Genomic DNA, 24,312 nt, shown 5'->3' with positions numbered 1-24,312 from the left:
GGATCTCTCGGGTTCGTACGGAATTTGGTGACGCGAAGGAGAAGGCAGATGTCCGGCCACTCTAAATGGGCTACGACGAAGCACAAGAAGGCCGTGATTGACGCCAAGCGCGGCAAGCTCTTCGCGAAGCTGATCAAGAACATCGAGGTCGCGGCCCGCACCGGCGGTGTGGACCCCGAGGGCAACCCGACCCTCGTGGACGCGATCCAGAAGGCGAAGAAGAGTTCGGTCCCGAACAAGAACATCGACTCCGCGGTCAAGCGCGGTGGCGGTCTCGAGGCGGGCGGCGTCGACTACCAGACGATCATGTACGAGGGTTACGGCCCCAACGGTGTCGCGGTGCTCATCGAGTGCCTCACCGACAACCGCAACCGTGCCGCGTCCGACGTCCGGGTCGCCATGACCCGCAACGGCGGCTCGATGGCCGACCCGGGTTCCGTCTCGTACCTCTTCAACCGCAAGGGCGTCGTCATCGTCCCCAAGGGGGAGCTGACCGAGGACGACGTGCTCGGTGCCGTCCTCGAAGCGGGCGCCGAGGAGGTCAACGACCTCGGCGACAGCTACCAGGTCGTCAGCGAGGCCACCGACATGGTCGCGGTGCGCACCGCGCTCCAGGAGGCGGGCATCGACTACGACTCGGCCGAGGCCGACTTCCTGCCCACCATGCAGGTCGACCTGGACGAGGAGGGCGCCCGCAAGATCTTCAAGCTGATCGACGCGCTGGAGGACAGCGACGACGTGCAGAACGTCTTCGCCAACTTCGACGTCAGCGACGAGGTCATGGCGAAGGTCGACGCCTGAGTCGCCTGTGACACAGCCGTTCCGGACGGGCCGGCGGGGGACACACCCCGTCGGCCCGCCGCATTGTCGGTGCCGACCGATAGCCTGCTGAAACAGTGGAACAGTTGACCGATCGGCAGGGAGGGGCGACCGTGCGCGTGCTCGGCGTGGACCCGGGACTGACCCGGTGCGGGGTCGGCGTGGTCGAGGGCGTCGCGGGCCGCCCGCTCACCATGCTCGGCGTGGGCGTCGTGCGCACCCCGGCCGACGCGGAGCTCGGTCACCGCCTGGTGGCCGTCGAGCGCGGCATCGAGGAATGGCTGGACGAGCACCGCCCCGACTGCGTCGCCGTCGAGCGGGTCTTCGCCCAGCACAACGTGCGTACGGTGATGGGCACCGCCCAGGCCAGCGCCGTCGCCATGCTCTGCGCCGCCCGGCGCGGACTCCCCGTCGCCCTGCACACGCCCAGCGAGGTCAAGGCCGCCGTCTCCGGCAGCGGACGCGCCGACAAGGCGCAGGTGGGAGCCATGGTGACCCGGCTCCTGCGACTGGACGCCCTGCCGAAGCCGGCCGACGCCGCGGACGCCCTGGCGCTCGCCATCTGCCACATCTGGCGCGCCCCCGTCCTCAACCGCCTCCAGCAGGCGCAGGCGGCGGCCGCCGCCCGCACCCCGCGCGTCCCGCGCACCGCAGCCGTACCCGTCCGGAAGGTCCCCCGATGATCGCCTTCGTCACCGGCCCCGTCGCCGCGCTCGCCCCGGCCACGGCCGTCATCGAGGTCGGCGGCATCGGCATGGCCGTGCAGTGCGCGCCCAACACGCTGGCCGCCCTGCGCGTCGGCCAGGAGGCCAGGCTCGCCACCTCACTCGTCGTCCGCGAGGACTCGCTGACCCTCTACGGCTTCGCCGACGACGACGAGCGGCAGGTCTTCGAGCTGCTCCAGACCGCCAGCGGCGTCGGCCCCCGGCTCGCCCAGGCCATGCTGGCCACGCACACCCCGGACGCCCTGCGGCTCGCCGTGGCCACCGGCGACGAGAAGGCGCTCACCGCCGTCTCCGGCATCGGCAAGAAGGGCGCCCAGAAGCTCCTGCTGGAACTGAAGGACCGGCTCGGCGAACCGATCGGCACCCACGCCCCCGGCCAGGGCATCGGCACCGCCGTCTCCGCCTCCTGGCGCGACCAGCTCCAGGCCGCCCTGATCGGCCTGGGCTACGCCACCCGCGAGGCCGACGAGGCGGTCGCCGCCGTCGCGCCCCAGGCCGAGGAAGCCCTCGCCGCCGGGGGCCAGGCACCCGTGCCGCAGCTGCTGCGCGCCGCCCTGCAGACCCTCAACCGGGCGCGCTGAGCGGCACGGGCCACCCTTCACACCCGGCCGGGCACCTGCGGCGGGGCACCGAGACATCCGAGGCGGGACAGGACGAGATGAACTGGGACGACACCGGAGCCGGCATGGACGACCGGCTCGACGAGCGGCTGGTCGACGCCGGCGCGGACGGCGACGACACCGCGGTCGAGGCCGCGCTGCGCCCCAAGGACCTGGACGAGTTCGTCGGACAGGAGAAGGTCCGCGAACAGCTCGACCTGGTCCTCAAGGCCGCCCGCGCCCGCGGCGCCACCGCCGACCACGTCCTGCTCTCCGGCGCGCCCGGCCTCGGCAAGACCACCCTCTCCATGATCATCGCGGCCGAGATGAACGCCCCGATCCGGATCACCTCGGGACCGGCCATCCAGCACGCCGGCGACCTCGCGGCGATCCTCTCCTCGCTCCAGGAGGGCGAGGTGCTGTTCCTGGACGAGATCCACCGCATGTCCCGGCCCGCCGAGGAGATGCTGTACATGGCCATGGAGGACTTCCGGGTCGACGTCATCGTCGGCAAGGGCCCCGGCGCCACCGCGATCCCGCTGGAGCTGCCCCCCTTCACGCTGGTCGGCGCCACCACCCGGGCCGGACTGCTGCCGCCCCCGCTGCGCGACCGCTTCGGCTTCACCGGGCACATGGAGTTCTACGCCCCCGCCGAGCTGGAACGGGTGATCCACCGCTCCGCCCGCCTGCTCGACGTCGAGCTGGACGCCGAGGGCGCCGCCGAGATCGCCGGGCGCTCGCGGGGCACGCCCCGGATCGCGAACCGGCTGCTGCGCCGCGTGCGGGACTACGCCCAGGTCAAGGCCGACGGCCGGATCGACCGCGAGATCGCCTCGGCGGCCCTCGGGGTGTACGAGGTCGACGCCCGGGGCCTGGACCGGCTGGACCGGGCGGTGCTCGGGGCGCTGCTCAAGCTCTTCGGCGGGGGTCCGGTGGGCCTGTCCACGCTCGCGGTGGCCGTGGGGGAGGAGCGCGAGACCGTCGAGGAGGTCGCCGAGCCCTTCCTCGTACGAGAAGGACTGCTGGCCAGGACACCGCGCGGACGGGTCGCCACCCCGGCTGCCTGGGCCCACCTGGGGCTCGTTCCTCCGCAGCACGGCGTAACGGGACAACAGGGCCTGTTCGGGGCGTGATGGGTCACAGGTTGACCGGAAGCGGAACCACGGTGCCATGCTGGGCGTTGTTCCATCGATGCGGACTCGCTTAGACTCCGCCGATGCCGCCCGTAACGGGTCGGTGTACCCACCCCCGTAGACCAGGCCGTTCTTCAGTGCGGTCGTGCGAAGGAAATTCGTCCCGTGAATCCCGTGACTCTCCTCCCCTTCATCGTGCTCATCGGGGCCATGTTCCTGATGACGCGGTCCGCCAAGAAGAAGCAGGCGGCGGCTGCGGCCATGCGCAATGACATGCAGCCCGGCACCGGCGTCCGCACGATCGGGGGCATGTACGCCACCGTCAAGGAGCTTCACGACGACACGGTCCTCCTCGAGGTCGCCCCGGGCGTCCACGCCGTGTACGCGAAGAACGCGATCGGCGCCGTCCTGGACGACGCGGAGTACAACCGCATCGTCCACGGTGACGACCCGGAGCTCGACGTCGACGGCGCGGTCGTGCCCGACGACGCCTCCTCGCTGACCGAGGCCGACGACGCCAAGACCGACCTGGTCAAGAAGACGGACTCGGACGACGACGCCGACGCCGCGGACGACAAGAAGTCCGACGGCAAGGCCGACGGCGAGGCCGACGCGAAGTAGCACACCGCGACCCGGGAATGCCGTGAGCCCACAGGCGTCCGGCACCCCGGTGCGTGCGTGCCTTCGCGGGGGCGGGTCCCCACTAAACTTCGTGGCCGCTCGGACGCATACCCGGCGCGGGGCGGTTGGACAGGGAGAAACGACAAGGTGGCAGCACCGAAGAAGGGCCGAGGCGCGGCCGGTGGTCAGGGGAAGCCAGGGCGTTCCCTGGCGCTGATCCTGATCGCCATGGTCGCCCTCACGGGCGGGATGTTCCTGGCCGACCAGCCGACGCCGCGACTCGGCATCGACCTGGCGGGCGGCACCTCCATCACGCTGGAGGCCAAGGCCGAGCCGGGCCAGGAGCAGGCGATCAACAAGACCAACATGGACACCGCGGTCGACATCATGAACCGCCGTGTCAACGGTCTTGGGGTCAGCGAGGCCGAGGTCCAGACCCAGGGCAATCGCAACATCATCGTCAACATCCCCAAGGGCACGAACTCCGCAGAGGCCAGGGCACAGGTCGGCACCACCGCCAAGCTGTACTTCCGGCCGGTGCTGACGGTCGCCCCGGGCACGCCCACCCCGGAGCCGAGCGCCTCGCCCTCCGGCAAGGCCAGCAGCTCGCCCTCGCCCAAGGCGTCCGCCTCGGAGAAGGCGACGGACGGCGACAAGGCCGCCAGCCCCTCGTCCAAGCCGTCCGCGTCGGCCACCACTCAGGGCCGCGCGGTCACCGGCGCCCTGAAGGCCGACTCCTCGCCGTCGCCGAAGGCCAGCGCCACGCCCAAGGCCAGTGAGTCCGCGTCCGCCGAGGACCAGGCCGCCGCCGCCAAGCTCCAGAAGCAGTTCGAGTCGCTCGACTGCTCCAGCAAGGCGTCCCGCTCCAAGGCCGCCCTGGGCAGCAAGGCCGGCGACACGGTCGTGGCCTGCAGCCAAGAGGGCGACATGAAGTACGTGCTCGGCCCGGCCGAGGTGTCCGGCACCGAGGTCGACAGCGCCAAGGCCGCCTTCGACCAGCAGCGCGGCATGTGGATCGTCCAGATGGAGTTCTCCGGCAAGGGCTCCAAGCAGTTCCAGACGATCACCAAGAAACTCTCCACGCAGCAGGAGCCGCAGAACCAGTTCGCCATCGCGCTGGACGGCGAGGTCGTCTCCGCCCCCCGGGTCAGCGAGCAGCTGAGCGGCAGCGCCGAGATCTCCGGCAGCTTCAACCAGGACTCCGCGGAGGCGCTGGCCAACCAGCTCTCCTACGGCGCGCTCCCGCTCTCCTTCAAGGAGCAGAGCGTCACCACCGTCACCGCCGCGCTCGGCGGCGAGCAGCTGAAGGCCGGGCTCATCGCCGGCGCCATCGGCCTCGCCCTCGTGGTCATCTACCTGGTGGCCTACTACCGCGGTCTGGCGTTCATCGCCCTGCTCAGCCTCCTGGTCTCCGGCATCCTCAGCTACACGATCATGTCGCTGCTCGGCCCGGCCATCGGCTTCGCGCTGAACCTCCCGGCCGTCTGCGGTGCCATCGTGGCCATCGGTATCACCGCCGACTCCTTCATCGTGTACTTCGAACGCGTACGGGACGAGATCCGCGAGGGCCGTACGCTGCGCCCCGCCGTGGAACGCGGCTGGCCGCGCGCCCGGCGCACCATCCTGGTCTCCGACTTCGTGTCGTTCCTCGCCGCCGCCGTGCTCTTCGTGGTCACCGTCGGCAAGGTCCAGGGCTTCGCGTTCACGCTGGGCCTCACCACCCTGCTCGACGTCGTCGTGGTGTTCTTCTTCACCAAGCCGCTCATGACGATCATGGCCCGCAAGAAGTTCTTCGCCTCCGGCCACCCGTGGTCCGGTCTGGACCCGAAGCGCCTCGGCGCCAAGCCGCCGCTGCGCCGTTCCCGCCGTGTCAACGCCCCCACCGAACCGAAGGAGGCGTGAGATGTCGCGACTCGGGAATCTCGGCGCCCGTCTCTACCGAGGCGAGGTCGGCTACGACTTCATCGGCAAGCGCAAGATCTGGTACGGCGTCTCCGTCCTGATCACCATCACGGCCATCCTCGGTCTGGTGGTCAGCGGCCTGAACATGGGCATCGAGTTCAAGGGCGGTGCCGTCTTCACCACCCCGAAGACGAGCGTGTCCGTCTCCGAGGCGGAGGACCTGGCGTCGGACGCCTCCGGCCACCAGGCCATCGTCCAGAAGCTCGGCAACGGCGGTCTGCGCATCCAGATCACCGAGGTCGACACCAAGAAGTCCGACGAAATCCAGGACAAGCTCGCCCAGGACCTCGACGTCCCGCGCGAGAAGATCGCGGCCGACCTCGTCGGTCCCAGCTGGGGCGAGCAGATCGCCAACAAGGCGTGGACCGGCCTCGGTGTCTTCATGATCCTGGTCGTGATCTACCTGGCCATCGCCTTCGAGTGGCGGATGGCGGTGGCGGCCCTCGTCGCACTGATCCACGACATCACCATCACGGTCGGCGTCTACGCCCTGGTCGGCTTCGAGGTCACCCCGGGCACCGTGATCGGTCTGCTGACCATCCTCGGTTACTCCCTCTACGACACGGTCGTCGTCTTCGACAGCCTCAAGGAGGGCACGAAGGGGATCACCAAGCAGACCCGGTGGACGTACAGCGACGTCGCCAACCGCTCCATCAACGGCACGCTGGTCCGCTCGATCAACACCACCGTCGTCGCCCTGCTGCCGGTCGCCGGTCTGCTCTTCATCGGCGGCGGTGTCCTCGGCGCCGGCATGCTGAACGACATCTCGCTCGCCCTCTTCGTCGGCCTCGCGGCCGGTGCGTACTCCTCGATCTTCATCGCCACCCCGCTGGTCGCCGACCTCAAGGAACGCGAGCCGCAGATGAAGGCCCTGAAGAAGCGGGTCCTCGCCAAGCGCGCGGCCGCCGCCGCCAAGGGCGAGGCCACCGAGGCCGAGCAGGCCGAGCTGGACGGGGCCGGCTACGAGGACGCCGCCCCCGCCGGTGCGGTCGTCGGTCAGCGCCGTGAGCCCAGGGGCCACGGCCGCACCCCGGGGAAGCACTGATGACCAGCACCACCGAGAGCACCAGGGAACTCCTGCTCAGCCGCATCCGTGACGTGGCGGACTACCCGAAGCCGGGCGTGATGTTCAAGGACATCACCCCGCTGCTCGCGGACCCGGTCGCCTTCACGGCCCTCACCGACGCCCTCGCGGAACTGTGCCTGCGGCACGGCGCCACGAAGATCGTCGGCCTGGAGGCCCGCGGCTTCATCCTGGCCGCCCCGGTCGCGGTCCGGGCCGGCCTCGGCTTCGTACCGGTCCGCAAGGCCGGGAAGCTGCCGGGTGCCACGCTCAGCCAGGCGTACGAGCTGGAGTACGGCACCGCCGAGATCGAGATCCACGCGGAGGACCTGTCCGCCGACGACCGGATCATGGTCATCGACGACGTACTCGCCACCGGCGGCACCGCCGACGCGTCCCTGGAGCTCATCCGCAGGGCCGGCGCCCAGGTCGCCGGGGTCGCCGTCCTCATGGAGCTGGGCTTCCTGGACGGCCGGGCCCGCCTGGCCGACAGCCTGCGCGGGGCCCCGCTGGAGGCCCTGATCACGGTCTGAGGACCTGCCGCACCGACGCCGACGGGCACCCGGGAACAACCGGGTGCCCGTCGGCGTTGTCAGGGCTCTCACGGTCCCCGGGGGAGGACCGGCCGCCAGGTCGTTACGATGGCCCTTCCGGGTGTGTCCGGATCCGCACGAGGAGCGCTCTTGCCAGACGAGGCCCAGCCAGTCGCCGCCCCGCAGCCCGACAAGCCCGCGGCGGCCTCCGCCACGCCCGCGAAGCAGCAGCCCGCGGAGAAGCCCAAGCCTCCGGCGCCCCAGCCCGGCGCGGGCCCGGCGTCCGCCGAGGCGAACGGCCCCGCGCCCGCTTCGCCCGCCCAGCCGGCCGCGCCCGCCCCCACCGCGCCCAAGCCCCCCGCGAAGCCCGCCGCCGGGACCACCTCGCCCACCGGTCCCGCCTCCCGCTCCGGCGGTTCCTCCAACCGCGTCCGGGCCCGCCTCGCCCGCCTCGGCGTCCAGCGCTCCAGCCCGTACAACCCGGTCCTCGAACCGCTGCTGCGCATCGTCCGCGGCAACGACGCCAAGACCGAGACCTCCACGCTGCGCCAGATCGAGCGGGCCTACCAGGTCGCCGAGCGCTGGCACCGCGGCCAGAAGCGCAAGAGCGGCGACCCCTACATCACGCACCCGCTCGCCGTGACGACGATCCTCGCCGAGCTGGGTATGGATCCGGCCACCCTGATGGCCGGGCTGCTGCACGACACGGTCGAGGACACCGAGTACGGTTTGGACACCCTGCGCCGCGACTTCGGCGACCAGGTCGCCCTGCTGGTCGACGGCGTCACCAAGCTGGACAAGGTCAAGTTCGGCGAGGCCGCGCAGGCCGAGACCGTGCGCAAGATGGTCGTCGCCATGGCCAAGGACCCGCGCGTCCTGGTCATCAAGCTCGCCGACCGGCTGCACAACATGCGCACCATGCGGTACCTCAAGCGGGAGAAGCAGGAGAAGAAGGCCCGCGAGACGCTGGAGATCTACGCCCCGCTCGCCCACCGCCTGGGCATGAACACCATCAAGTGGGAGCTGGAGGACCTCGCCTTCGCGATCCTCTACCCCAAGATGTACGACGAGATCGTGCGGCTGGTGGCCGAGCGCGCGCCCAAGCGCGACGAATACCTCGCCATCGTCACCGACGAGGTCCAGGCAGACCTGCGCGCCGCCCGCATCAAGGCCACCGTCACCGGACGCCCCAAGCACTACTACAGCGTCTACCAGAAGATGATCGTGCGGGGCCGCGACTTCGCCGAGATCTACGACCTGGTCGGTATCCGGGTCCTCGTGGACACCGTCCGCGACTGCTACGCGGCGCTCGGCACCGTGCACGCGCGATGGAATCCGGTCCCCGGCCGGTTCAAGGACTACATCGCGATGCCCAAGTTCAACATGTACCAGTCACTGCACACCACGGTGATCGGCCCCAGCGGCAAGCCCGTCGAGCTCCAGATCCGTACGTTCGACATGCACCGCCGCGCCGAGTACGGCATCGCCGCCCACTGGAAGTACAAGCAGGAGGCCGTCGCGGGCGCCTCCAAGGTGCGCACCGACGTCCCCAAGAACAGCGGGCGCGGCCAGGACACGGTCAACGACATGGCGTGGCTCCGCCAGCTCCTGGACTGGCAGAAGGAGACCGAGGACCCCAGCGAGTTCCTGGAGTCGCTGCGCTTCGACCTCTCGCGCAACGAGGTCTTCGTCTTCACGCCCAAGGGCGATGTGATAGCGCTGCCGGCCGGGGCCACCCCGGTCGACTTCGCCTACGCCGTCCACACGGAGGTCGGCCACCGCACGATAGGAGCACGGGTCAACGGCCGGCTCGTGCCGCTGGAGTCCACGCTCGACAACGGCGACCTCGTGGAGGTCTTCACCTCCAAGGCGGCCGGCGCCGGGCCCTCCCGCGACTGGCTGGGCTTCGTCAAGTCGCCCCGGGCCCGAAACAAGATCCGTGCCTGGTTCTCCAAGGAGCGCCGCGACGAGGCGATCGAGCAGGGCAAGGACGCCATCGCGCGGGCCATGCGCAAGCAGAACCTGCCGATCCAGCGCATCCTGACCGGCGACTCGCTCGTCACCCTGGCGCACGAGATGCGCTACCCCGACATCTCGTCCCTGTACGCCGCGATCGGCGAGGGCCACGTCGCCGCGGCGGGCGTCGTGCAGAAGCTGGTCCAGGCCCTCGGCGGCGAGGACGCGGCCAACGAGGACCTGGAGGAGAGCACCCCGCCCTCCCGCAGCCGCGCCAAGCGCCGCTCCAACGCCGACCCCGGGGTCGTCGTCAAGGGCGTCGAGGACGTATGGGTCAAACTCGCCCGCTGTTGTACGCCCGTGCCCGGCGACCCCATCATCGGCTTCGTCACCCGGGGCAGCGGCGTCTCCGTGCACCGCGCCGACTGCGTGAACGTCGACTCGCTCTCCCAGCAGCCGGAACGGATCCTGGACGTCGAGTGGGCGCCCACCCAGTCCTCGGTCTTCCTGGTCGCGATCCAGGTCGAGGCGCTGGACCGCTCCCGGCTCCTGTCGGACGTCACCCGGGTCCTCTCGGACCAGCACGTCAACATCCTGTCCGCGGCCGTGCAGACCTCCCGCGACCGGGTCGCCACCTCGCGCTTCACCTTCGAGATGGGCGACCCGAAGCACCTCGGCCACGTCCTGAAGGCCGTACGGGGCGTGGAGGGCGTCTACGACGTCTACCGGGTGACCTCGGCCCGCCGGCCGTAGTCACGGATACGAAGAGGGGCCCTTCCGCCTGGTGCGGAAGGGCCCCTCTCGCGAAGCACGGGACCGGATCAGCCGCCGAACTCCTCCAGGCCCTTGAGTGCCTGGTCGAGCAGGGCCTGCCGGCCCTCCAGCTCACGGGCCAGCTTGTCCGCACGGGCGTTGTTGCCCGAGGCGCGGGCCGCGTCGATCTGGCCGCGCAGCTTGTCCACGGCCGCCTGGAGCTGACCGGTCAGACCCGCGGCGCGGGCCCGCGCCTCCGGGTTCGTCCGGCGCCACTCGGCCTCCTCGGCCTCCTGGAGCGCCCGCTCCACCGCCTGCATCCGCCCCTCGACCTTGGGACGGGCGTCTCGCGGTACGTGCCCGATGGCCTCCCAGCGCTCGTTGATGCCCCGGAACGCGGCCCTGGCCGCCTTCAGGTCCGTCACCGGCACCAGCTTCTCGGCCTCGTCGGCGAGCTCCTCCTTCAGCTTGAGGTTCTCGCCCTGCTCCGCGTCGCGCTCCGCGAAGACCTCGCCACGGGCGGCGAAGAAGACGTCCTGGGCACCGCGGAAACGGTTCCACAGCTCGTCCTCGGCCTCGCGCTGGGCGCGGCCCGCCGCCTTCCACTGCGTCATCAGGTCGCGGTAGCGGGCGGCCGTCGCCCCCCAGTCCGTCGACCCGGAGAGCGCCTCGGCCTCCACGACCAGCTTCTCCTTGACCTTGCGGGCCTCCTCGCGCTGGGCGTCCAGCGAGGCGAAGTGGGCCTTGCGGCGCTTGGAGAACGCCGAGCGGGCGTGCGAGAAGCGGTGCCACAGCTCGTCGTCGGACTTGCGGTCGAGCCTGGGCAGGCCCTTCCACGTGTCCACGAGGGCGCGCAGCCGCTCGCCCGCGGAGCGCCACTGCTCGCTCTGCGCCAGCTCCTCGGCCTCGGCGACCAGGGCCTCCTTGGCGTGCTTCGCCTCGTCGGCCTGCTTCGCCTTCTGGGCCTTGCGCTCCTCGCGCCGCGACTCGACCGTCGTGACGAGCGCGTCCAGCCGCTTGCGCAGCGCGTCCAGGTCGCCGACGGCGTGGTGCTCGTCGACCTGGGTGCGCAGGTGCTCGATGGCGGTCGTCGCGTCCTTCGCGGACAGATCGGTGGTCTTCACCCGCCGTTCGAGGAGGCCGATCTCGACCGCAATGCCCTCGTACTTGCGCTCGAAGTAGGCCAGGGCCTCCGCCGGTGAACCGGCCTGCCACGATCCGACGACCTGCTCGCCATCGGCTGTACGCACGTACACGGTGCCTGTCTCATCGACACGGCCCCACGGGTCGCTGCTCACAGCGCCTCCTCCACCTGATGCCCGTGAGGGGGTCACCCCCTGGCATCGTCCACAGTTTCCTGGGGCGGGCACCGCCCGCCCTGCACGACGCCAATCTAGGCGACGGGCCGCCCGGCTGTCCGCACTCCGCACGGCCGGATTTATTCGCCGCCCGGCGGACCCGCCCCCGGAATCACACCTTGTCGACGGTCAGCTTCGAGATGTTCACGGCCTTCTTCGGCGCACCGTCGGGGCCGCCGCCCTCGACGCCGGCCTTGCCGACGGTCTCGACGATCTTCAGCGACTTCTCGTCCATCGTGCCGAACGGCGTGTACGTGGGCGGCAGCTTGCTGTCCTTGTAGACGAGGAAGAACTGGCTGCCGCCCGTGTGCGGCTGGCCCGTGTTGGCCATCGCCACCGTGCCCGCCCGGTAGACCACATCGCCCTTCGAGTCGGCCTTGCCCAGCGCGGTCAGGTTCTCGTCAGGGATCGTGTAACCCGGGCCGCCGCTGCTGTCCCCCTTGGGGTCGCCGCACTGCAGCACGAAGATGTTCTCCGTGGTCAGCCGGTGGCACTTGGTGCCGTCGAAGAACTTCTTGTCGGCCAGCGACTTGAAGGAGTTCGTCGTGTGGGGAGTCTTCGACGCGTCCATGGTGAACGCGATGTCGCCCTGGCTCGTCTTGAGCGACATCGTGTACTTGGCCTTCTTGTCGATCTTCATCGCCGGCTCCGGCTTCGCCTCCTCCGTGGGCGAGGGCGACGCCTCGGCCGACGGGCTCTGGCTCGCCGCCGCGTCCGTCTTGTCCTTGTCGTCGTCCCCGCTGGTGGCGAGGTACGTCGCGCCCACGATGACCGCCACCACGGCGACGGCCGAGGTGATGGCGAGCGTCAGCCGCCTGGTGCGCCGGCGGGCCTCCTCCCGGCGCCGCTGCTGCCGCTCGTACTTCTCCCGGGCGAGCTGCCGCCGCCGCTGATCGCTGGTGACCACCGGGTGTTCTCCTTGTACGTCGTGTGTTCGGGCCTGGGTCGCCCCGTACCGTATATGGGTTAGCTGTGGAATGAGGAGCGCCGGTAGGCTCTGAACTGCTGTGACCTCGCGGTCGCTCTTCCGTGCAGGACTACCGATTGAGGACGATCGTGCTGATTGCCGGGTTCCCCGCCGGGGCCTGGGGGACCAACTGTTACCTGGTCGCCCCCGCCGCGGGTGAGGAGTGCGTGATCATCGACCCGGGCCACCAGGCCGCCGCCGGAGTCGGGGAAACGCTGAAGAAGCATCGGCTCAAGCCCGTCGCCGTCGTCCTGACGCACGGCCACATCGACCATGTCGCCTCGGTCGTCCCGGTGTGCGGCGCGCACGACGTCCCCGCCTGGATCCACCCCGAGGACCGCTACATGATGAGCGACCCGGAGAAGGCCCTCGGCCGCTCCATCGAGATGCCGCTCATGGGCGAGCTGACGGTGGGCGAGCCGGACGACGTCCAGGAGCTGACCGACGGCGCCCGGCTCAGCCTCGCGGGCATGGAGTTCGGCGTCTCGCACGCGCCCGGCCATACCAAGGGGTCGGTGACGTTCAGGATGCCCGAGACGCCGGAGGTCCCGCCGGTCCTCTTCTCGGGCGACCTGCTCTTCGCCGGCTCCGTCGGACGCACCGACCTGCCCGGCGGCGACCACGCCGAGCTCCTCGAGTCGCTGGCCCGTGTGTGCCTGCCGCTCGACGACTCGACCGTGGTGCTGTCCGGCCACGGCCCCCAGACGACCATCGGCCGCGAGCGCGCCACCAACCCGTTTCTGACCGGGATGACCGGTGCGGACGCGCCCCGACGAGGAATGTGACGAGAGCGACATCGTGAGCACCTTCAAGGCCCCCAAGGGCACGTACGACCTGACCCCGCCGGACTCCGCGAAGTACCTGGCGGTGCGCGAGGCGATCGCCGCCCCGCTGAAGAACTCCGGCTACGGCTACATCGAGACCCCCGGCTTCGAGGACGTGGCCCTCTTCTCGCGCGGCGTCGGTGAGTCCACCGACATCGTCACCAAGGAGATGTACACCCTCACCACCAAGGGCGGCTCCCAGCTCGCCCTGCGCCCCGAGGGCACCGCATCGGTGCTCCGCGCAGCCCTGGAGGCCAACCTCCACAAGCTGGGCAACCTGCCGGTCAAGCTCTGGTACTCCGGCTCGTACTACCGCTACGAGCGTCCGCAGAAGGGCCGCTACCGCCACTTCTCGCAGGTCGGGGCCGAGGCCATCGGCGCCGAGGACCCGGCGCTCGACGCCGAGCTGATCATCCTCGCCGACCAGGCGTACCGCGCGCTGGGCCTGCGCGAGTTCCGGATCCTGCTGAACTCGCTGGGCGACAAGGAGTGCCGCCCCGTCTACCGGGACGCGCTTCAGGGCTTCCTGCGCGAGCTCGACCTGGACGACGAGACCCGCCGGCGCATCGAGATCAACCCGCTGCGGGTCCTCGACGACAAGCGCCCCGAGGTGCAGAAGCAGCTGAGCGGCGCCCCGGTGCTGCGCGACTTCCTGTGCGACGCGTGCAAGGCGTACCACGAGCAGGTCCGCGACCTGCTCAACGAGGCGGGCGTGAGCTACGAGGACGACGAGAGGCTGGTCCGCGGCCTCGACTACTACACGCGCACCACCTTCGAGTTCGTCCACGACGGGCTCGGCTCGCAGTCCGCGGTGGGCGGCGGCGGCCGCTACGACGGGCTCTCCGAGATGATCGGCGGCCCGGCGCTCCCGTCGGTCGGCTGGGCGCTCGGCGTGGACCGCACGGTCCTCGCCCTGGAGGCCGAGGGCATCGAGCTCGACCTGCCCTCCACCACCAGCGTCTTCGCGGTCCCGCTCGGCGAGGAGGCTCGCCGGGTCCTGTTCGGCGTCGTCACCCGGCTGCGCCGCGAAGGCGTGGCCGCGGACTTCGCGTTCGGCGGCCGGGGGCTGAAGGGCGCGATGAAGAGCGCCAACCGCTCGGGCGCCCGGTTCACGATCGTGGCCGGCGAGCGCGACCTGGCCGAGGGCCACGTCCAGCTCAAGGACATGGAGTCCGGCGAGCAGACGCCGGTCCCCGTCTCCGACGTGGTCGAGACGGTCCGCGCACGCCTGGCCTGAGACAGGGGGCGGGCGGTGCGCGACCGCCCTCTGCCGTCAACGCTGTGGGCGTGGATTCATCCCGCACGGTGATTCCGTCCGTGCGGGATGTGACGCCCGAGGGAGGGGTGGGCGGGACGCGAGGGCCGTCGTCGCGGCTGCGGGGCCCGGGATCCGCCCCCGCACGGGCTCGCTGCGTCGCGTACGCCTTTATGTGCATCGAACGGAAGAGCGGCCGAGTCGTACGGCACAATGACCCTGCCCCAGCAGGCTACTCAGTGACGGAAACGGCGATATGACGACTGCAGCGGTTGACCATCCCTCCTCCGACCAGGACGAGAGGGGCGGGAAGCGGACGATCGGCGGCAGCCGCGCGCTGGCCATCCTGCTCATCATCACGGGCGCCGCCGGAACGCTCGCCGCATGGGTCATCACGCTCGACAAGCTCAAGATGATGGAGGACCCCTCCTTCGTCCCCGGCTGCAGCCTCAACCCCGTGGTCGCCTGCGGCAACATCATGAAGAGCGAGCAGGCGTCCGCCTTCGGCTTCCCCAACCCCTGGCTCGGCATGGTCACCTACCCGGTGATCATCGGCATCGGCCTGGCCCTGCTCGCCGGAGCCCGCTTCCGGCCCTGGTACTGGCTCGGCATGAACGCGGGCACGCTGTTCGGTGTCGGCTTCTGCACCTGGCTCCAGTACCAGTCGCTGTACCACATCAACTCGCTGTGCCTGTGGTGCTGCCTGGCCTGGGTCGCCACCATCTTCATGTTCTGCTACGTCACCACGCACAACATCCGGCACGGGATCATCCCCGCGCCCTCCTGGCTGCGCAACGGCCTCACCGAGTTCCACTGGGTGCCGCCGGTGCTGTGGATCGGCATCATCGGCATGCTCATCCTGACCCGCTGGTGGGACTTCTGGACCAGCTGACCCCCCCCCGCCGCCGGGCCGGACCACCGGCCCGGCCGCGTTGTCAGTGCGGTGACATAGGCTTCGAGACGTGGAGCCCGACCTTTTCACCGCCGCTGCCGAAGACCGCCAGGAGAAGGATCCGTCCAGCAGCCCGCTGGCCGTCCGGATGCGTCCGCGTACGCTGGACGAGGTCGTCGGCCAGCAGCATCTGCTCAAGCCGGGCTCGCCCCTGCGCCGCCTGGTCGGCGAGAGCGGCGGCGGGCCGGCCGGCCCCTCCTCGGTCATCCTCTGGGGCCCGCCCGGCATCGGCAAGACCACCCTCGCGTACGTGGTCAGCAAGGCGACGAACAAGCGCTTCGTGGAGCTCTCCGCGATCACCGCGGGCGTCAAGGAAGTCCGCGCCGTGATCGAAGGCGCCCGCCGCGCCACCGGGGGCTACGGCAAGGAGACCGTCCTCTTCCTGGACGAGATCCACCGCTTCTCCAAGGCCCAGCAGGACTCCCTGCTGCCCGCCGTCGAGAACCGCTGGGTCACCCTGATCGCCGCGACCACGGAGAACCCGTACTTCTCCGTCATCTCGCCGCTCCTCTCGCGTTCGCTGCTCCTCACGCTGGAGCCCCTGACCGACGACGACCTGCGCGGTCTGCTGCGCCGCGCCCTCACCGACGAGCGCGGACTGGGCGGCGCGGTGACCCTCCCGGAGGAAGCCGAGGAGCACCTGCTGCGCATCGCCGGGGGTGACGCCCGCCGCGCGCTGACCGCCCTGGAGGCCGCCGCCGGGGCCGCGCTGTCCAAGCAGGAGGAGGAGATCACGCTCCTCACCCTGGAGGAGACGGTCGACCGGGCGGCCGTGAAGTACGACCGGGACGGCGACCAGCACTACGACGTGGCCAGCGCTCTGATCAAGTCCATCCGGGGCTCCGACGTGGACGCGGCCCTGCACTACCTGGCCCGCATGATCGAGGCGGGGGAGGACCCGAGGTTCATCGCCCGGCGGCTGATGATCTCGGCCAGCGAGGACATCGGCCTCGCCGACCCGACGGCGCTGCCCACCGCGGTCGCGGCCGCCCAGGCGGTGGCCCTGATCGGTTTCCCCGAGGCGGCGCTCACCCTCAGCCACGCCACCATCGCCCTGGCGCTGGCCCCCAAGTCCAACGCGGCGACGCTGGCGATCTCCGCCGCCCGCGAGGACATCCGCAAGGGGCTGGCGGGCCCGGTCCCGGCCCATCTCCGCGACGGCCACTACAAGGGCGCGGCCAAGCTGGGCCACGCCCAGGGCTACGTCTACCCGCACGACGTGCCCGGCGGCATCGCCGCCCAGCAGTACGCGCCGGACGCGGTGAGCGACAAGCAGTACTACCGCCCCACCCGCTACGGCGCCGAGGCGCGGTACGCGGACGTGGTGGACCGGGTCAGGGAGCGGCTGGGCCGGACGGACGGCGAGGGCGGGACGGGCACCACGGCCTGAGTCCCGAGCGTGTGCTCCTCAGCGGGCGGCGGCCGCGAAGAGCGTGTGCATCGCGTGGCTGAGCTCCACCACGTCCCGCACCGGCCGGGGGAACTCGAAGCGCGCGTCGAAGCAGTTGCCGCCCCGCTCGCGGAAGCGCACCCGCAGCCCGAGCCGGTCCAGGGCCAGCGGCACCACGTCCGGCCGGTGCTCGGCGCAGGTGCGCCCGGCCCGCTCGCCGAGCAGTTCGCACAGCGACGCCAGTTCCTCGCCGTGTGCCGCGTACAGATGCTGGAGCAGGTCCGCCTCGTGCGCGGCGAGCGGGTCGGGGGCGGCGTCGCGGAAGCTGTCGGCGTCCACGCCCTCCACGCCCCACAGGTCGTCGATGTGCGCCTCGTCCGTCTCCAGGCACAGCATCGTCCGCCCGGGGCCCGCCATCCCGGGAACGGCGGTCAGCCGGCCGCTGACGCGGGCCCGGCCCCGGATGCGGTGGGGTACCGAGACCGGAGCGACGTCCGTGATCTCCAGCACGGCCGGCAGCCCGTCGTCCCGGGCGTGCGCCGCGGCCCGTACGGCCGGGGAGTCCGCGGGGAATTCCAGGAACAGGTCGCCGTCCGGGCCCACGCCCCGGGACAGCGGCATGAGCTGGTCCGAGCCCGCCGCTTCGAGCCCGGGAACGAGCAGTACCGCGGAGCAGGTACTCTGTACGAGAGTTCGTGTGCGCTCGGCTGCTGACGGCATCCGTGTGATTTCAAGCCCGCTGGGACGCGGCTGACCACGATCTGATCGGTCCTCCGTCATCTCGACGCCCTCAGGCGCGTCGATGCTGTCTGTGCTGTCCGTGACGTGTGTGGTGTTCCCAGGGCGAGACATGCGATCTCCTTGAGTAAGGTGAGCCTAACCTAACCTACAACGGAGGTCTGGAGAACGTGCCTAATCAGTCGCGTCCCAAGGTCAAGAAGAGCCGCGCGCTCGGCATCGCGCTGACGCCGAAGGCGGTCAAGTACTTCGAGGCCCGCCCCTACCCGCCGGGCGAGCACGGCCGCGGCCGCAAGCAGAACTCGGACTACAAGGTCCGTCTGCTCGAGAAGCAGCGTCTGCGCGCGCAGTACGACATCAGCGAGCGCCAGATGGCGCGTGCCTACGACCGCGCCAAGAAGGCCGAGGGCAAGACGGGTGAGGCGCTGGTCGTCGAGCTCGAGCGCCGTCTCGACGCGCTGGTCCTGCGTTCGGGCATCGCCCGGACCATCTACCAGGCCCGCCAGATGGTCGTCCACGGCCACATCGAGGTCAACGGTGGCAAGGTCGACAAGCCGTCGTTCCGCGTCCGCCCGGACGACGTCGTCCAGGTCCGCGAGCGCAGCCGCTCCAAGGTCCCCTTCCAGGTGGCCCGCGAGGGTGGTTACGACACCGACGGTGAGACCCCGCGCTACCTCCAGGTGAACCTGAAGGCCCTGGCCTTCCGCCTTGACCGGGACCCGAACCGCAAGGAAATCCCCGTGATCTGCGACGAGCAGCTCGTCGTCGAGTACTACGCCCGCTGATCCAGGCGTAGCCGCTCGTCACCGGCGCTCAGGCCCGCCCCTTCCCGTTCCCCGGGGAGGCGGCGGGCTTTCGCGTTCTCCCGCGCCAGGAGCGCCCGGGCCACCGCCGCGTCCGGTGTCAGCTCCCCGCCCGCCCCGAGCGCCTTTGCGTAGCGCGTCCCGCCCAGTTCCCGCAGCGCCAGCTCCTCGCAGCGGGCCCTCGGCGCCCCGTAGTACGCCGAGCCGAACAGCGGCAGGCCGACCGAGGGCCAGATCCGGTCGGCGGCCCCCTGGAGCAGCGCCGCCTCGGCCGCGTCCCCCTCGGTGACCGTGACCAGGGCCAGCAGTTCGAGGACGAGGACCGTGCCGAGCAGGTCGTGGAACCCGTGGCTGATCGCCAGTGATTCCAGGAGCAGCCGCCGGGCCCCTCCCGGGTCGCCCCGTTCCAGGGCGGCGTAGGCCAGGACGTACAGCGCGTAGCTCAGGGCCCACCGCTCGCCGTGGTCCTCGCAGATGTCCCGGACCTCCTCGCAGATCGCGACGGCCTGATCCGCGTCCCCCAGGAAGCCGGTGGCCATGGCCAGTTCGACCTGGGCCATCAGGACGTTGCTGTTCAGCTCGCCCAACTCCCGGTAGCGGCGGAGCGCGTCGTCCAGGAGACCCCGGGCCCGCTCCATGTCGTCGGTGACCAGGGCCAGGCAGCCGGTGCGGTGGACGGCGTACGCGGCGGCGGTGGCGTCGTCCGCGGCCTCGGCCTCCTCCCGGCACTCGGTGAGCGCGGAGATCGCCCCGACCGGGTCCCCCTGGAGGACCGCGACGTACCCCAGCACCCACAGGGCCTTCAGCCGCGAGGAGTCGTACGGGGTCTCCTCCTCCAGTACGTGCTCCAGCCAGTGCCGGCCCTCCGAAAGGCGCCCGCAGCCGACCCACAGGAACCACAGCGTGCCCGCCAGATACTGCGCCAGATGCGCCTCCTGCGGGGTCTCCAGCGAGCACTCCATGGCCCGGCGCAGATTCGGCAGCTCGCTCTCGGCCCGGGCCGCCACCTCGGCCTGCCGCGGGCTGAACCAGTCCAGCTCGCACCAGGTCGCCAGCCCCAGGAACCAGTCGCGGTGCCGCCGGCGCAGCCGGTCGGTGTCCCCGGTGGCGGCCAGCCACTCGGCGCCGTACTCGCGCACGGTGTCCAGCATCCGGTAGCGGGTGCCGGCGGGGGAGTCCTCGCGCAGCACCACGGACTGGGCCAGCAGCCCGGACAGCACGTCGAGCACCGAGTCGGCGGGCAGGTCGGGCCCGCTGCAGATGTACTCGACGGCCTCCAGGTCGAACTGCCCGGCGAAGACCGAGAGCCGGGCCCACAGCAGCCGCTGCGGAGGGGCGCACAGCTCATGGCTCCAGCCGATGGCCGTGCGCAGCGTCTGGTGCCGCTCCAGCGCGCCCCGGCTGCCCCCGGTCAGCAGCCGGAAGCGGTCGTCCAGCCGTTGCAGGACCTGCTCGGTCGACAGGGCCCGCAGCCGTCCCGCCGCCAGTTCGAGGGCCAGCGGGATGCCGTCGAGCCGGCGGCACAGTTCCCGGGCGTGGCCGCGGTCGTGCTCGGTCAGCCGGAAGTCGGGCCGGACCCGGGCGGCGCGCTCGGCGAACAGCCGGAGCGCGTCCTCGTCGGTCATGGTCGCGAGCGGGTGGACGGCCTCGCCCGCCAGCTCCAGCGGCAGCCGCCCCGCCGCGAGGACCCGCAGCCGCGGGGCGCGGCGCAGCAGCTCCCGTACCAGCGCGGCGCAGTCGTCCACCAGGTGTTCGAAGCCGTCGACCACCAGGAGGAGGCTGCGGTCGGCGCAGTGCTCGACGATGGCGGCCAGGGGCGGCCGGGTGGTGTGGTCGGTGAGCCCCAGGGCCTCGGCCACGGCGTGTTCCAGCAGCCCGGAGTCGTGGACGGCGGACAGCTCCACCAGCCACACCCCGTCGCAGTACCGTTTCTCCAGCAGCGTCGCCGCTCTGGTGACCAGGCGGGTCTTGCCGACGCCGCCCACCCCGGTCACGGTGACGAGCCGGGACTCCTCGAGGGAGCGGGCGAGAGCGGCCAGCTCGCTCTCCCGGCCCACGAAGTCGCTCAGCTCGGCGGGCAGATTGCCCGGATGCGGATGTGCGGCGGTGTCGTCGGCGGCCGGGGTACCGGAGTCGCCGGCGGGCGGAGAAGGGCGCTGAGGGCGTCGCATGAGACACGCAGAGTACTGGCTTGAAAGCGCTCCGTACAATCTCGCCGTGAGGATCCCCGCCGCCCGCCCGGTCATGCGGTACGGGGCGCGAGCCCCGGCGCGATAGGCTCGGGGGAAGGTGACCGGCCGCCATGACGGCCCTCGCCGCAGAGCAGGAGAACAAGACAGAGACTGACGACAAGCCAGAGAGCGCGGTGCACTGTGTCCGGTGGTGAGGTGGCCGGGATCCTGGTGGCCGTCTTCTGGGCGATCCTGGTTTCGTTCCTCGCCGTCGTGCTGGTGAGGCTCGCCCAGACGCTCAGGGCGACCACCAGACTCGTGGCGGACGTGACCGAACAGGCCGTCCCCCTGCTCGCGGACGCCTCCGCGACCGTGCGCGCCGCGCAGACCCAGCTCGACAAGGTCGACGCCATCGCGACGGACGTGCAGGAAGTCACCTCCAACGCCTCCGCGCTCTCCACCACGGTCGCCTCCGCCTTCGGCGGGCCGCTGGTCAAGGTCGCCGCGTTCGGCTACGGGGTCCGGCAGGCCATCGGCCGCCGGTCCGCCCCCGAACCGGAGGCACGGACCCGGCGCTCGGTGATCGTCGGCCGGACCGTCCCCTCCGCGCGCGGCAGGAAGCGCGGCGGCCGAAATTCCCGCGGATCTAAGGACTGACGCAGCGATGTTCCGCCGTACGTTCTGGTTCACCGCCGGCGCAGCCGCCGGGGTGTGGGCCACCACCAAGGTCAATCGGAAGATCAAGCAGCTGACCCCGGAAAGCCTCGCGGCGCAGGCCGCCGACAAGGCGATCGTGGCCGGTCACAAGCTCAAGGACTTCGCGCTGGACGTCCGCGAGGGCATGGTCAGGCGCGAGGCCGAACTCGGCGAGGCGCTGGGTCTCGAAGCGGCGGACCCGCGCGAGCTGCCGCCGGCCCGCCGCCCGGCCGTCGAGGCGGCCGACGCGGACCCCCGCCCGGCCCCCGCCACGTACCGCAAGCTCCCCTACCACTCGTACAACCGGAATGAGGACCACTGATGGAGTCGGCAGAAATTCGTCGCCGCTGGCTGAGCTTCTACGAGGAGCGCGGTCACACCGTTGTCCCTTCGGCGTCGCTCATCGCGGACGACCCGACTCTGCTGCTGGTCCCCGCCGGCATGGTGCCGTTCAAGCCCTACTTCCTCGGTGAGGTCAAGCCGCCCGCGCCGCGCGTCACCAGCGTGCAGAAGTGCGTGCGTACGCCGGACATCGAGGAGGTCGGCAAGACCACCCGGCACGGCACCTTCTTCCAGATGTGCGGCAACTTCTCGTTCGGCGACTACTTCAAGGAAGGCGCCATCGCGTACGCCTGGGAGCTGCTGACAAGCTCCGTGGCGGACGGCGGCTTCGGGCTCGACCCCGAGCGCCTGTGGATCACGGTCTACCTGGACGACGACGAGGCCGAGGCCATCTGGCGCGACAAGATCGGCGTCCCGGCCGAGCGCATCCAGCGCCTGGGCAAGAAGGACAACTTCTGGTCCATGGGCGTCCCCGGCCCGTGCGGCCCGTGCTCCGAGATCAACTACGACCGCGGCCCCGAGTTCGGCGTCGAGGGCGGCCCGGCCGTCAACGACGAGCGGTACGTGGAGATCTGGAACCTGGTCTTCATGCAGTACGAGCGCGGCGCCGGCGAGGGCAAGGACGACTTCCCGATCCTCGGTGACCTGCCCTCCAAGAACATCGACACCGGTCTCGGCCTCGAACGCCTCGCGATGATCCTGCAGGGCGTGCAGAACATGTACGAGACCGACACGCTGCGCGTCGTCATGGACCGCGCCACCGAGCTGACCGGTGTGCGTTACGGCGCGGCCGACGCCACCGACGTCTCGCTGCGCGTGGTCGCCGACCACATCCGCACCTCCGTCATGCTCATCGGCGACGGCGTGACCCCCGGCAACGAGGGCCGCGGCTACGTCCTGCGCCGCATCATGCGCCGGGCGATCCGCAACATGCGCCTGATGGGCGCCACCGGCTCCGTCGTCCGCGAGCTGGTCGACGTCGTGGTCAACACGATGGGGCAGCAGTACCCGGAGCTGATCACCGACCGCAAGCGCATCGAGACCGTCGCGCTCGCGGAGGAGGCCGCCTTCCTCAAGGCCCTGAAGGGCGGCACCAACATCCTGGAGACCGCCGTCACCGAGACCAAGGCCGCGGGCGGCACGGTCCTCGCCGGCGACAAGGCGTTCCTGCTCCACGACACCTGGGGCTTCCCGATCGACCTGACCCTGGAGATGGCCGCCGAGCAGGGGCTCTCCGTGGACGAGGACGGCTTCCGCCGCCTCATGCAGGAGCAGCGGGCCAAGGCCAAGGCGGACGCCAAGGCCAAGAAGACCGGCCACGCCGACCTGTCCGCCTACCGCGAGGTCGCCGACAACTCCGGCGTCACCGAGTTCACCGGCTACACCATGACCGAGGGCGAGTCGACGATCGTCGGCCTCCTCGTGGACGGTGTCCCCTCGCCCGCCGCCACCGAGGGCGACGAGGTCGAGGTCGTCCTCGACCGCACCCCGTTCTACGCCGAGGGCGGCGGTCAGCTCGCCGACCAGGGCCGCATCCGGCTCGACAGCGGCGCCGTCATCGTGGTCCGCGACGTCCAGCAGCCGGTCCCGGGCGTCTCCGTGCACAAGGGCTCCGTCCAGGTCGGCGAGGTCACGGTCGGCGCGTCCGCGTACGCGGCCATCGACTCCACCCGCCGCCGCGCCATCGCCCGCGCCCACAGCGCCACGCACCTCACGCACCAGGCGCTGCGCGACGCGCTCGGCCCGACGGCCGCCCAGGCCGGTTCGGAGAACTCCCCGGGCCGCTTCCGCTTCGACTTCGGTTCGCCCGCCGCCGTGCCCGGCACGGTCCTCACCGACGTCGAGCAGAAGATCAACGAGGTCCTGGCCCGCGAGCTCGACGTGCAGGCCGAGGTCATGTCGATCGACGAGGCGAAGAAGCAGGGCGCCATCGCCGAGTTCGGCGAGAAGTACGGCGAGCGGGTCCGGGTCGTCACCATCGGGGACTTCTCCAAGGAGCTCTGCGGCGGTACGCACGTCCACAACACCGCGCAGCTCGGTCTGGTCAAGCTGCTCGGTGAGTCGTCCATCGGGTCCGGCGTGCGCCGCATCGAGGCCCTGGTCGGCGTCGACGCGTACAACTTCCTGGCCAGGGAGCACACGGTCGTGGCCCAGCTCCAGGAGCTGGTCAAGGGCCGCTCCGAGGAGCTGCCGGAGAAGATCGCGGGCATGCTCGGCAAGCTGAAGGACGCCGAGAAGGAGATCGAGAAGTTCCGTGCGGAGAAGGTCCTCGCGGCCGCCGCCGGTCTCGTGGACTCCGCGATCGACGTCCGGGGCGTCGCCCTGGTCACCGGCCAGGTCCCGGACGGCACCTCCGCCGACGACCTGCGCAAGCTCGTCCTCGACGTGCGCGGCCGTATCCAGGGCGGCCGCCCGGCCGTCGTCGCGCTGTTCACGACGGCCAACGGGCGCCCGCTGACCGTCATCGCGACCAATGAGGCGGCCCGCGAGCGCGGACTCAAGGCCGGCGCCCTCGTCCGCGCCGCCGCCAAGACCCTCGGCGGCGGGGGCGGCGGCAAGCCGGACGTCGCCCAGGGCGGCGGCCAGAACCCGGAGGCGATCGGCGCCGCCGTCGCCGCCGTCGAACGCCTCGTCACCGAGACGGCGTGACGC

The 24,312-nt window shown here is 71.1% G+C and carries 21 protein-coding genes; 17 read left to right on the top strand and 4 right to left on the bottom strand.

Features of this window, described 5'->3' with window-relative positions; all coding sequences use genetic code 11:
• Positions 1–48: 48 nt before the first annotated feature.
• The 9 genes from ACLQ2N_RS31340 (at position 49) to ACLQ2N_RS31300 (ending at position 10,164) form a co-directional block, all read left to right on the top strand.
• Positions 49–801 carry a YebC/PmpR family DNA-binding transcriptional regulator gene (locus ACLQ2N_RS31340; protein ID WP_164404579.1) on the top strand — a complete coding sequence of 251 codons (753 nt, stop codon included), beginning with the start codon at positions 49–51 and terminating at the stop codon, positions 799–801.
• A 131-nt stretch (positions 802–932) separates the two neighbouring features.
• The gene (gene ruvC, locus ACLQ2N_RS31335; protein WP_425818464.1) at positions 933–1,502 is read left to right on the top strand and encodes a crossover junction endodeoxyribonuclease RuvC; all 570 of its coding nucleotides are present in this window, start codon (positions 933–935) and stop codon (positions 1,500–1,502) included.
• Positions 1,499–2,125 (top strand): Holliday junction branch migration protein RuvA, encoded by a 627-nt coding sequence (ruvA, locus tag ACLQ2N_RS31330; RefSeq protein WP_425818353.1) that lies wholly within the window; start codon positions 1,499–1,501, stop codon positions 2,123–2,125. Before ruvC ends, ruvA begins: the two co-directional genes overlap by 4 nt.
• Positions 2,126–2,202: 77 nt before the next feature.
• Positions 2,203–3,276 (top strand): Holliday junction branch migration DNA helicase RuvB, encoded by a 1,074-nt coding sequence (gene ruvB / locus ACLQ2N_RS31325; protein ID WP_164404577.1) that lies wholly within the window; start codon positions 2,203–2,205, stop codon positions 3,274–3,276.
• Positions 3,277–3,441: 165 nt separating this feature from the next.
• The gene (gene yajC / locus ACLQ2N_RS31320; protein WP_425818351.1) at positions 3,442–3,897 is read left to right on the top strand and encodes a preprotein translocase subunit YajC; all 456 of its coding nucleotides are present in this window, start codon (positions 3,442–3,444) and stop codon (positions 3,895–3,897) included.
• A 147-nt stretch (positions 3,898–4,044) separates the two neighbouring features.
• Entirely contained in the window at positions 4,045–5,799 is a 1,755-nt protein-coding gene (gene secD, locus ACLQ2N_RS31315; protein ID WP_425818349.1) for a protein translocase subunit SecD, read from the top strand.
• 1 nt (position 5,800) lies between these two features.
• Positions 5,801–6,904, top strand: a complete 1,104-nt coding sequence (gene secF, locus ACLQ2N_RS31310; protein WP_425818347.1) for a protein translocase subunit SecF — start codon at positions 5,801–5,803, stop codon at positions 6,902–6,904.
• A complete protein-coding gene (locus ACLQ2N_RS31305) occupies positions 6,904–7,455 on the top strand; it encodes an adenine phosphoribosyltransferase (RefSeq protein WP_143624522.1) in 552 nt (183 codons plus the stop codon). Before secF ends, ACLQ2N_RS31305 begins: the two co-directional genes overlap by 1 nt.
• Positions 7,456–7,605: 150 nt before the next feature.
• On the top strand, positions 7,606–10,164 hold the full coding sequence (locus ACLQ2N_RS31300; RefSeq protein ID WP_425818345.1) for a RelA/SpoT family protein: 2,559 nt from the start codon (positions 7,606–7,608) through the stop codon (positions 10,162–10,164).
• A gap of 68 nt (positions 10,165–10,232) precedes the next feature.
• Here ACLQ2N_RS31300 and ACLQ2N_RS31295 read toward each other — a convergent pair whose 3' ends face one another.
• Together ACLQ2N_RS31295 and ACLQ2N_RS31290 are read right to left on the bottom strand one after the other, a co-directional pair.
• Entirely contained in the window at positions 10,233–11,462 is a 1,230-nt protein-coding gene (locus ACLQ2N_RS31295; RefSeq protein WP_425818343.1) for a DUF349 domain-containing protein, read from the bottom strand.
• Positions 11,463–11,634: 172 nt separating this feature from the next.
• Positions 11,635–12,429 (bottom strand): peptidylprolyl isomerase, encoded by a 795-nt coding sequence (locus tag ACLQ2N_RS31290; protein WP_425818341.1) that lies wholly within the window; start codon positions 12,427–12,429, stop codon positions 11,635–11,637.
• A gap of 149 nt (positions 12,430–12,578) precedes the next feature.
• Between ACLQ2N_RS31290 and ACLQ2N_RS31285 the strand changes: the two genes are divergently transcribed.
• From ACLQ2N_RS31285 to ACLQ2N_RS31270, 4 genes are all read left to right on the top strand, one after another.
• Positions 12,579–13,274 carry an MBL fold metallo-hydrolase gene (locus tag ACLQ2N_RS31285; RefSeq protein ID WP_425818339.1) on the top strand — a complete coding sequence of 232 codons (696 nt, stop codon included), beginning with the start codon at positions 12,579–12,581 and terminating at the stop codon, positions 13,272–13,274.
• A 13-nt stretch (positions 13,275–13,287) separates the two neighbouring features.
• Positions 13,288–14,550 carry a histidine--tRNA ligase gene (gene hisS / locus ACLQ2N_RS31280; protein WP_425818337.1) on the top strand — a complete coding sequence of 421 codons (1,263 nt, stop codon included), beginning with the start codon at positions 13,288–13,290 and terminating at the stop codon, positions 14,548–14,550.
• Between the two features lie 274 nt (positions 14,551–14,824).
• The gene (locus tag ACLQ2N_RS31275; protein WP_425818335.1) at positions 14,825–15,460 is read left to right on the top strand and encodes a vitamin K epoxide reductase family protein; all 636 of its coding nucleotides are present in this window, start codon (positions 14,825–14,827) and stop codon (positions 15,458–15,460) included.
• 70 nt (positions 15,461–15,530) lie between these two features.
• Positions 15,531–16,910 carry a replication-associated recombination protein A gene (locus ACLQ2N_RS31270; protein WP_425818333.1) on the top strand — a complete coding sequence of 460 codons (1,380 nt, stop codon included), beginning with the start codon at positions 15,531–15,533 and terminating at the stop codon, positions 16,908–16,910.
• Between the two features lie 18 nt (positions 16,911–16,928).
• On the opposite strand, the gene ACLQ2N_RS31265 is transcribed toward ACLQ2N_RS31270, so the two are convergent.
• Positions 16,929–17,630 (bottom strand): DUF2470 domain-containing protein, encoded by a 702-nt coding sequence (locus tag ACLQ2N_RS31265; protein WP_425818331.1) that lies wholly within the window; start codon positions 17,628–17,630, stop codon positions 16,929–16,931.
• A gap of 188 nt (positions 17,631–17,818) precedes the next feature.
• On the opposite strand from ACLQ2N_RS31265, the gene rpsD reads away from it, so the two are divergent.
• On the top strand, positions 17,819–18,433 hold the full coding sequence (gene rpsD / locus ACLQ2N_RS31260) for a 30S ribosomal protein S4 (protein ID WP_018524225.1): 615 nt from the start codon (positions 17,819–17,821) through the stop codon (positions 18,431–18,433).
• Here the strand turns inward: rpsD and ACLQ2N_RS31255 are convergent.
• A complete protein-coding gene (locus tag ACLQ2N_RS31255; RefSeq protein ID WP_425818329.1) occupies positions 18,421–20,622 on the bottom strand; it encodes an ATP-binding protein in 2,202 nt (733 codons plus the stop codon). The two genes, rpsD and ACLQ2N_RS31255, sit on opposite strands and share 13 nt — an antisense overlap.
• Positions 20,623–20,838: 216 nt before the next feature.
• Between ACLQ2N_RS31255 and ACLQ2N_RS31250 the strand changes: the two genes are divergently transcribed.
• From ACLQ2N_RS31250 to alaS, 3 genes are read left to right on the top strand one after another with little or no spacing between them, the layout of a single operon-like run.
• Positions 20,839–21,279, top strand: coding sequence for a DUF948 domain-containing protein (locus tag ACLQ2N_RS31250; RefSeq protein ID WP_425818327.1), 441 nt, complete (start codon positions 20,839–20,841; stop codon positions 21,277–21,279).
• Positions 21,280–21,286: 7 nt separating this feature from the next.
• The gene (locus ACLQ2N_RS31245) at positions 21,287–21,640 is read left to right on the top strand and encodes a DUF6167 family protein (RefSeq protein WP_425818325.1); all 354 of its coding nucleotides are present in this window, start codon (positions 21,287–21,289) and stop codon (positions 21,638–21,640) included.
• Positions 21,640–24,309 carry an alanine--tRNA ligase gene (alaS, locus tag ACLQ2N_RS31240; RefSeq protein WP_425818323.1) on the top strand — a complete coding sequence of 890 codons (2,670 nt, stop codon included), beginning with the start codon at positions 21,640–21,642 and terminating at the stop codon, positions 24,307–24,309. Before ACLQ2N_RS31245 ends, alaS begins: the two co-directional genes overlap by 1 nt.
• Positions 24,310–24,312: the final 3 nt, after the last annotated feature.

Source organism: Streptomyces sp. DT224, assembly GCF_049844595.1.
Classification (GTDB): Bacteria; Actinomycetota; Actinomycetes; order Streptomycetales; family Streptomycetaceae; genus Streptomyces.
Note: the sequence above shows the minus strand (reverse complement) of the source record. Positions and strands in the feature narration are given on the sequence as shown.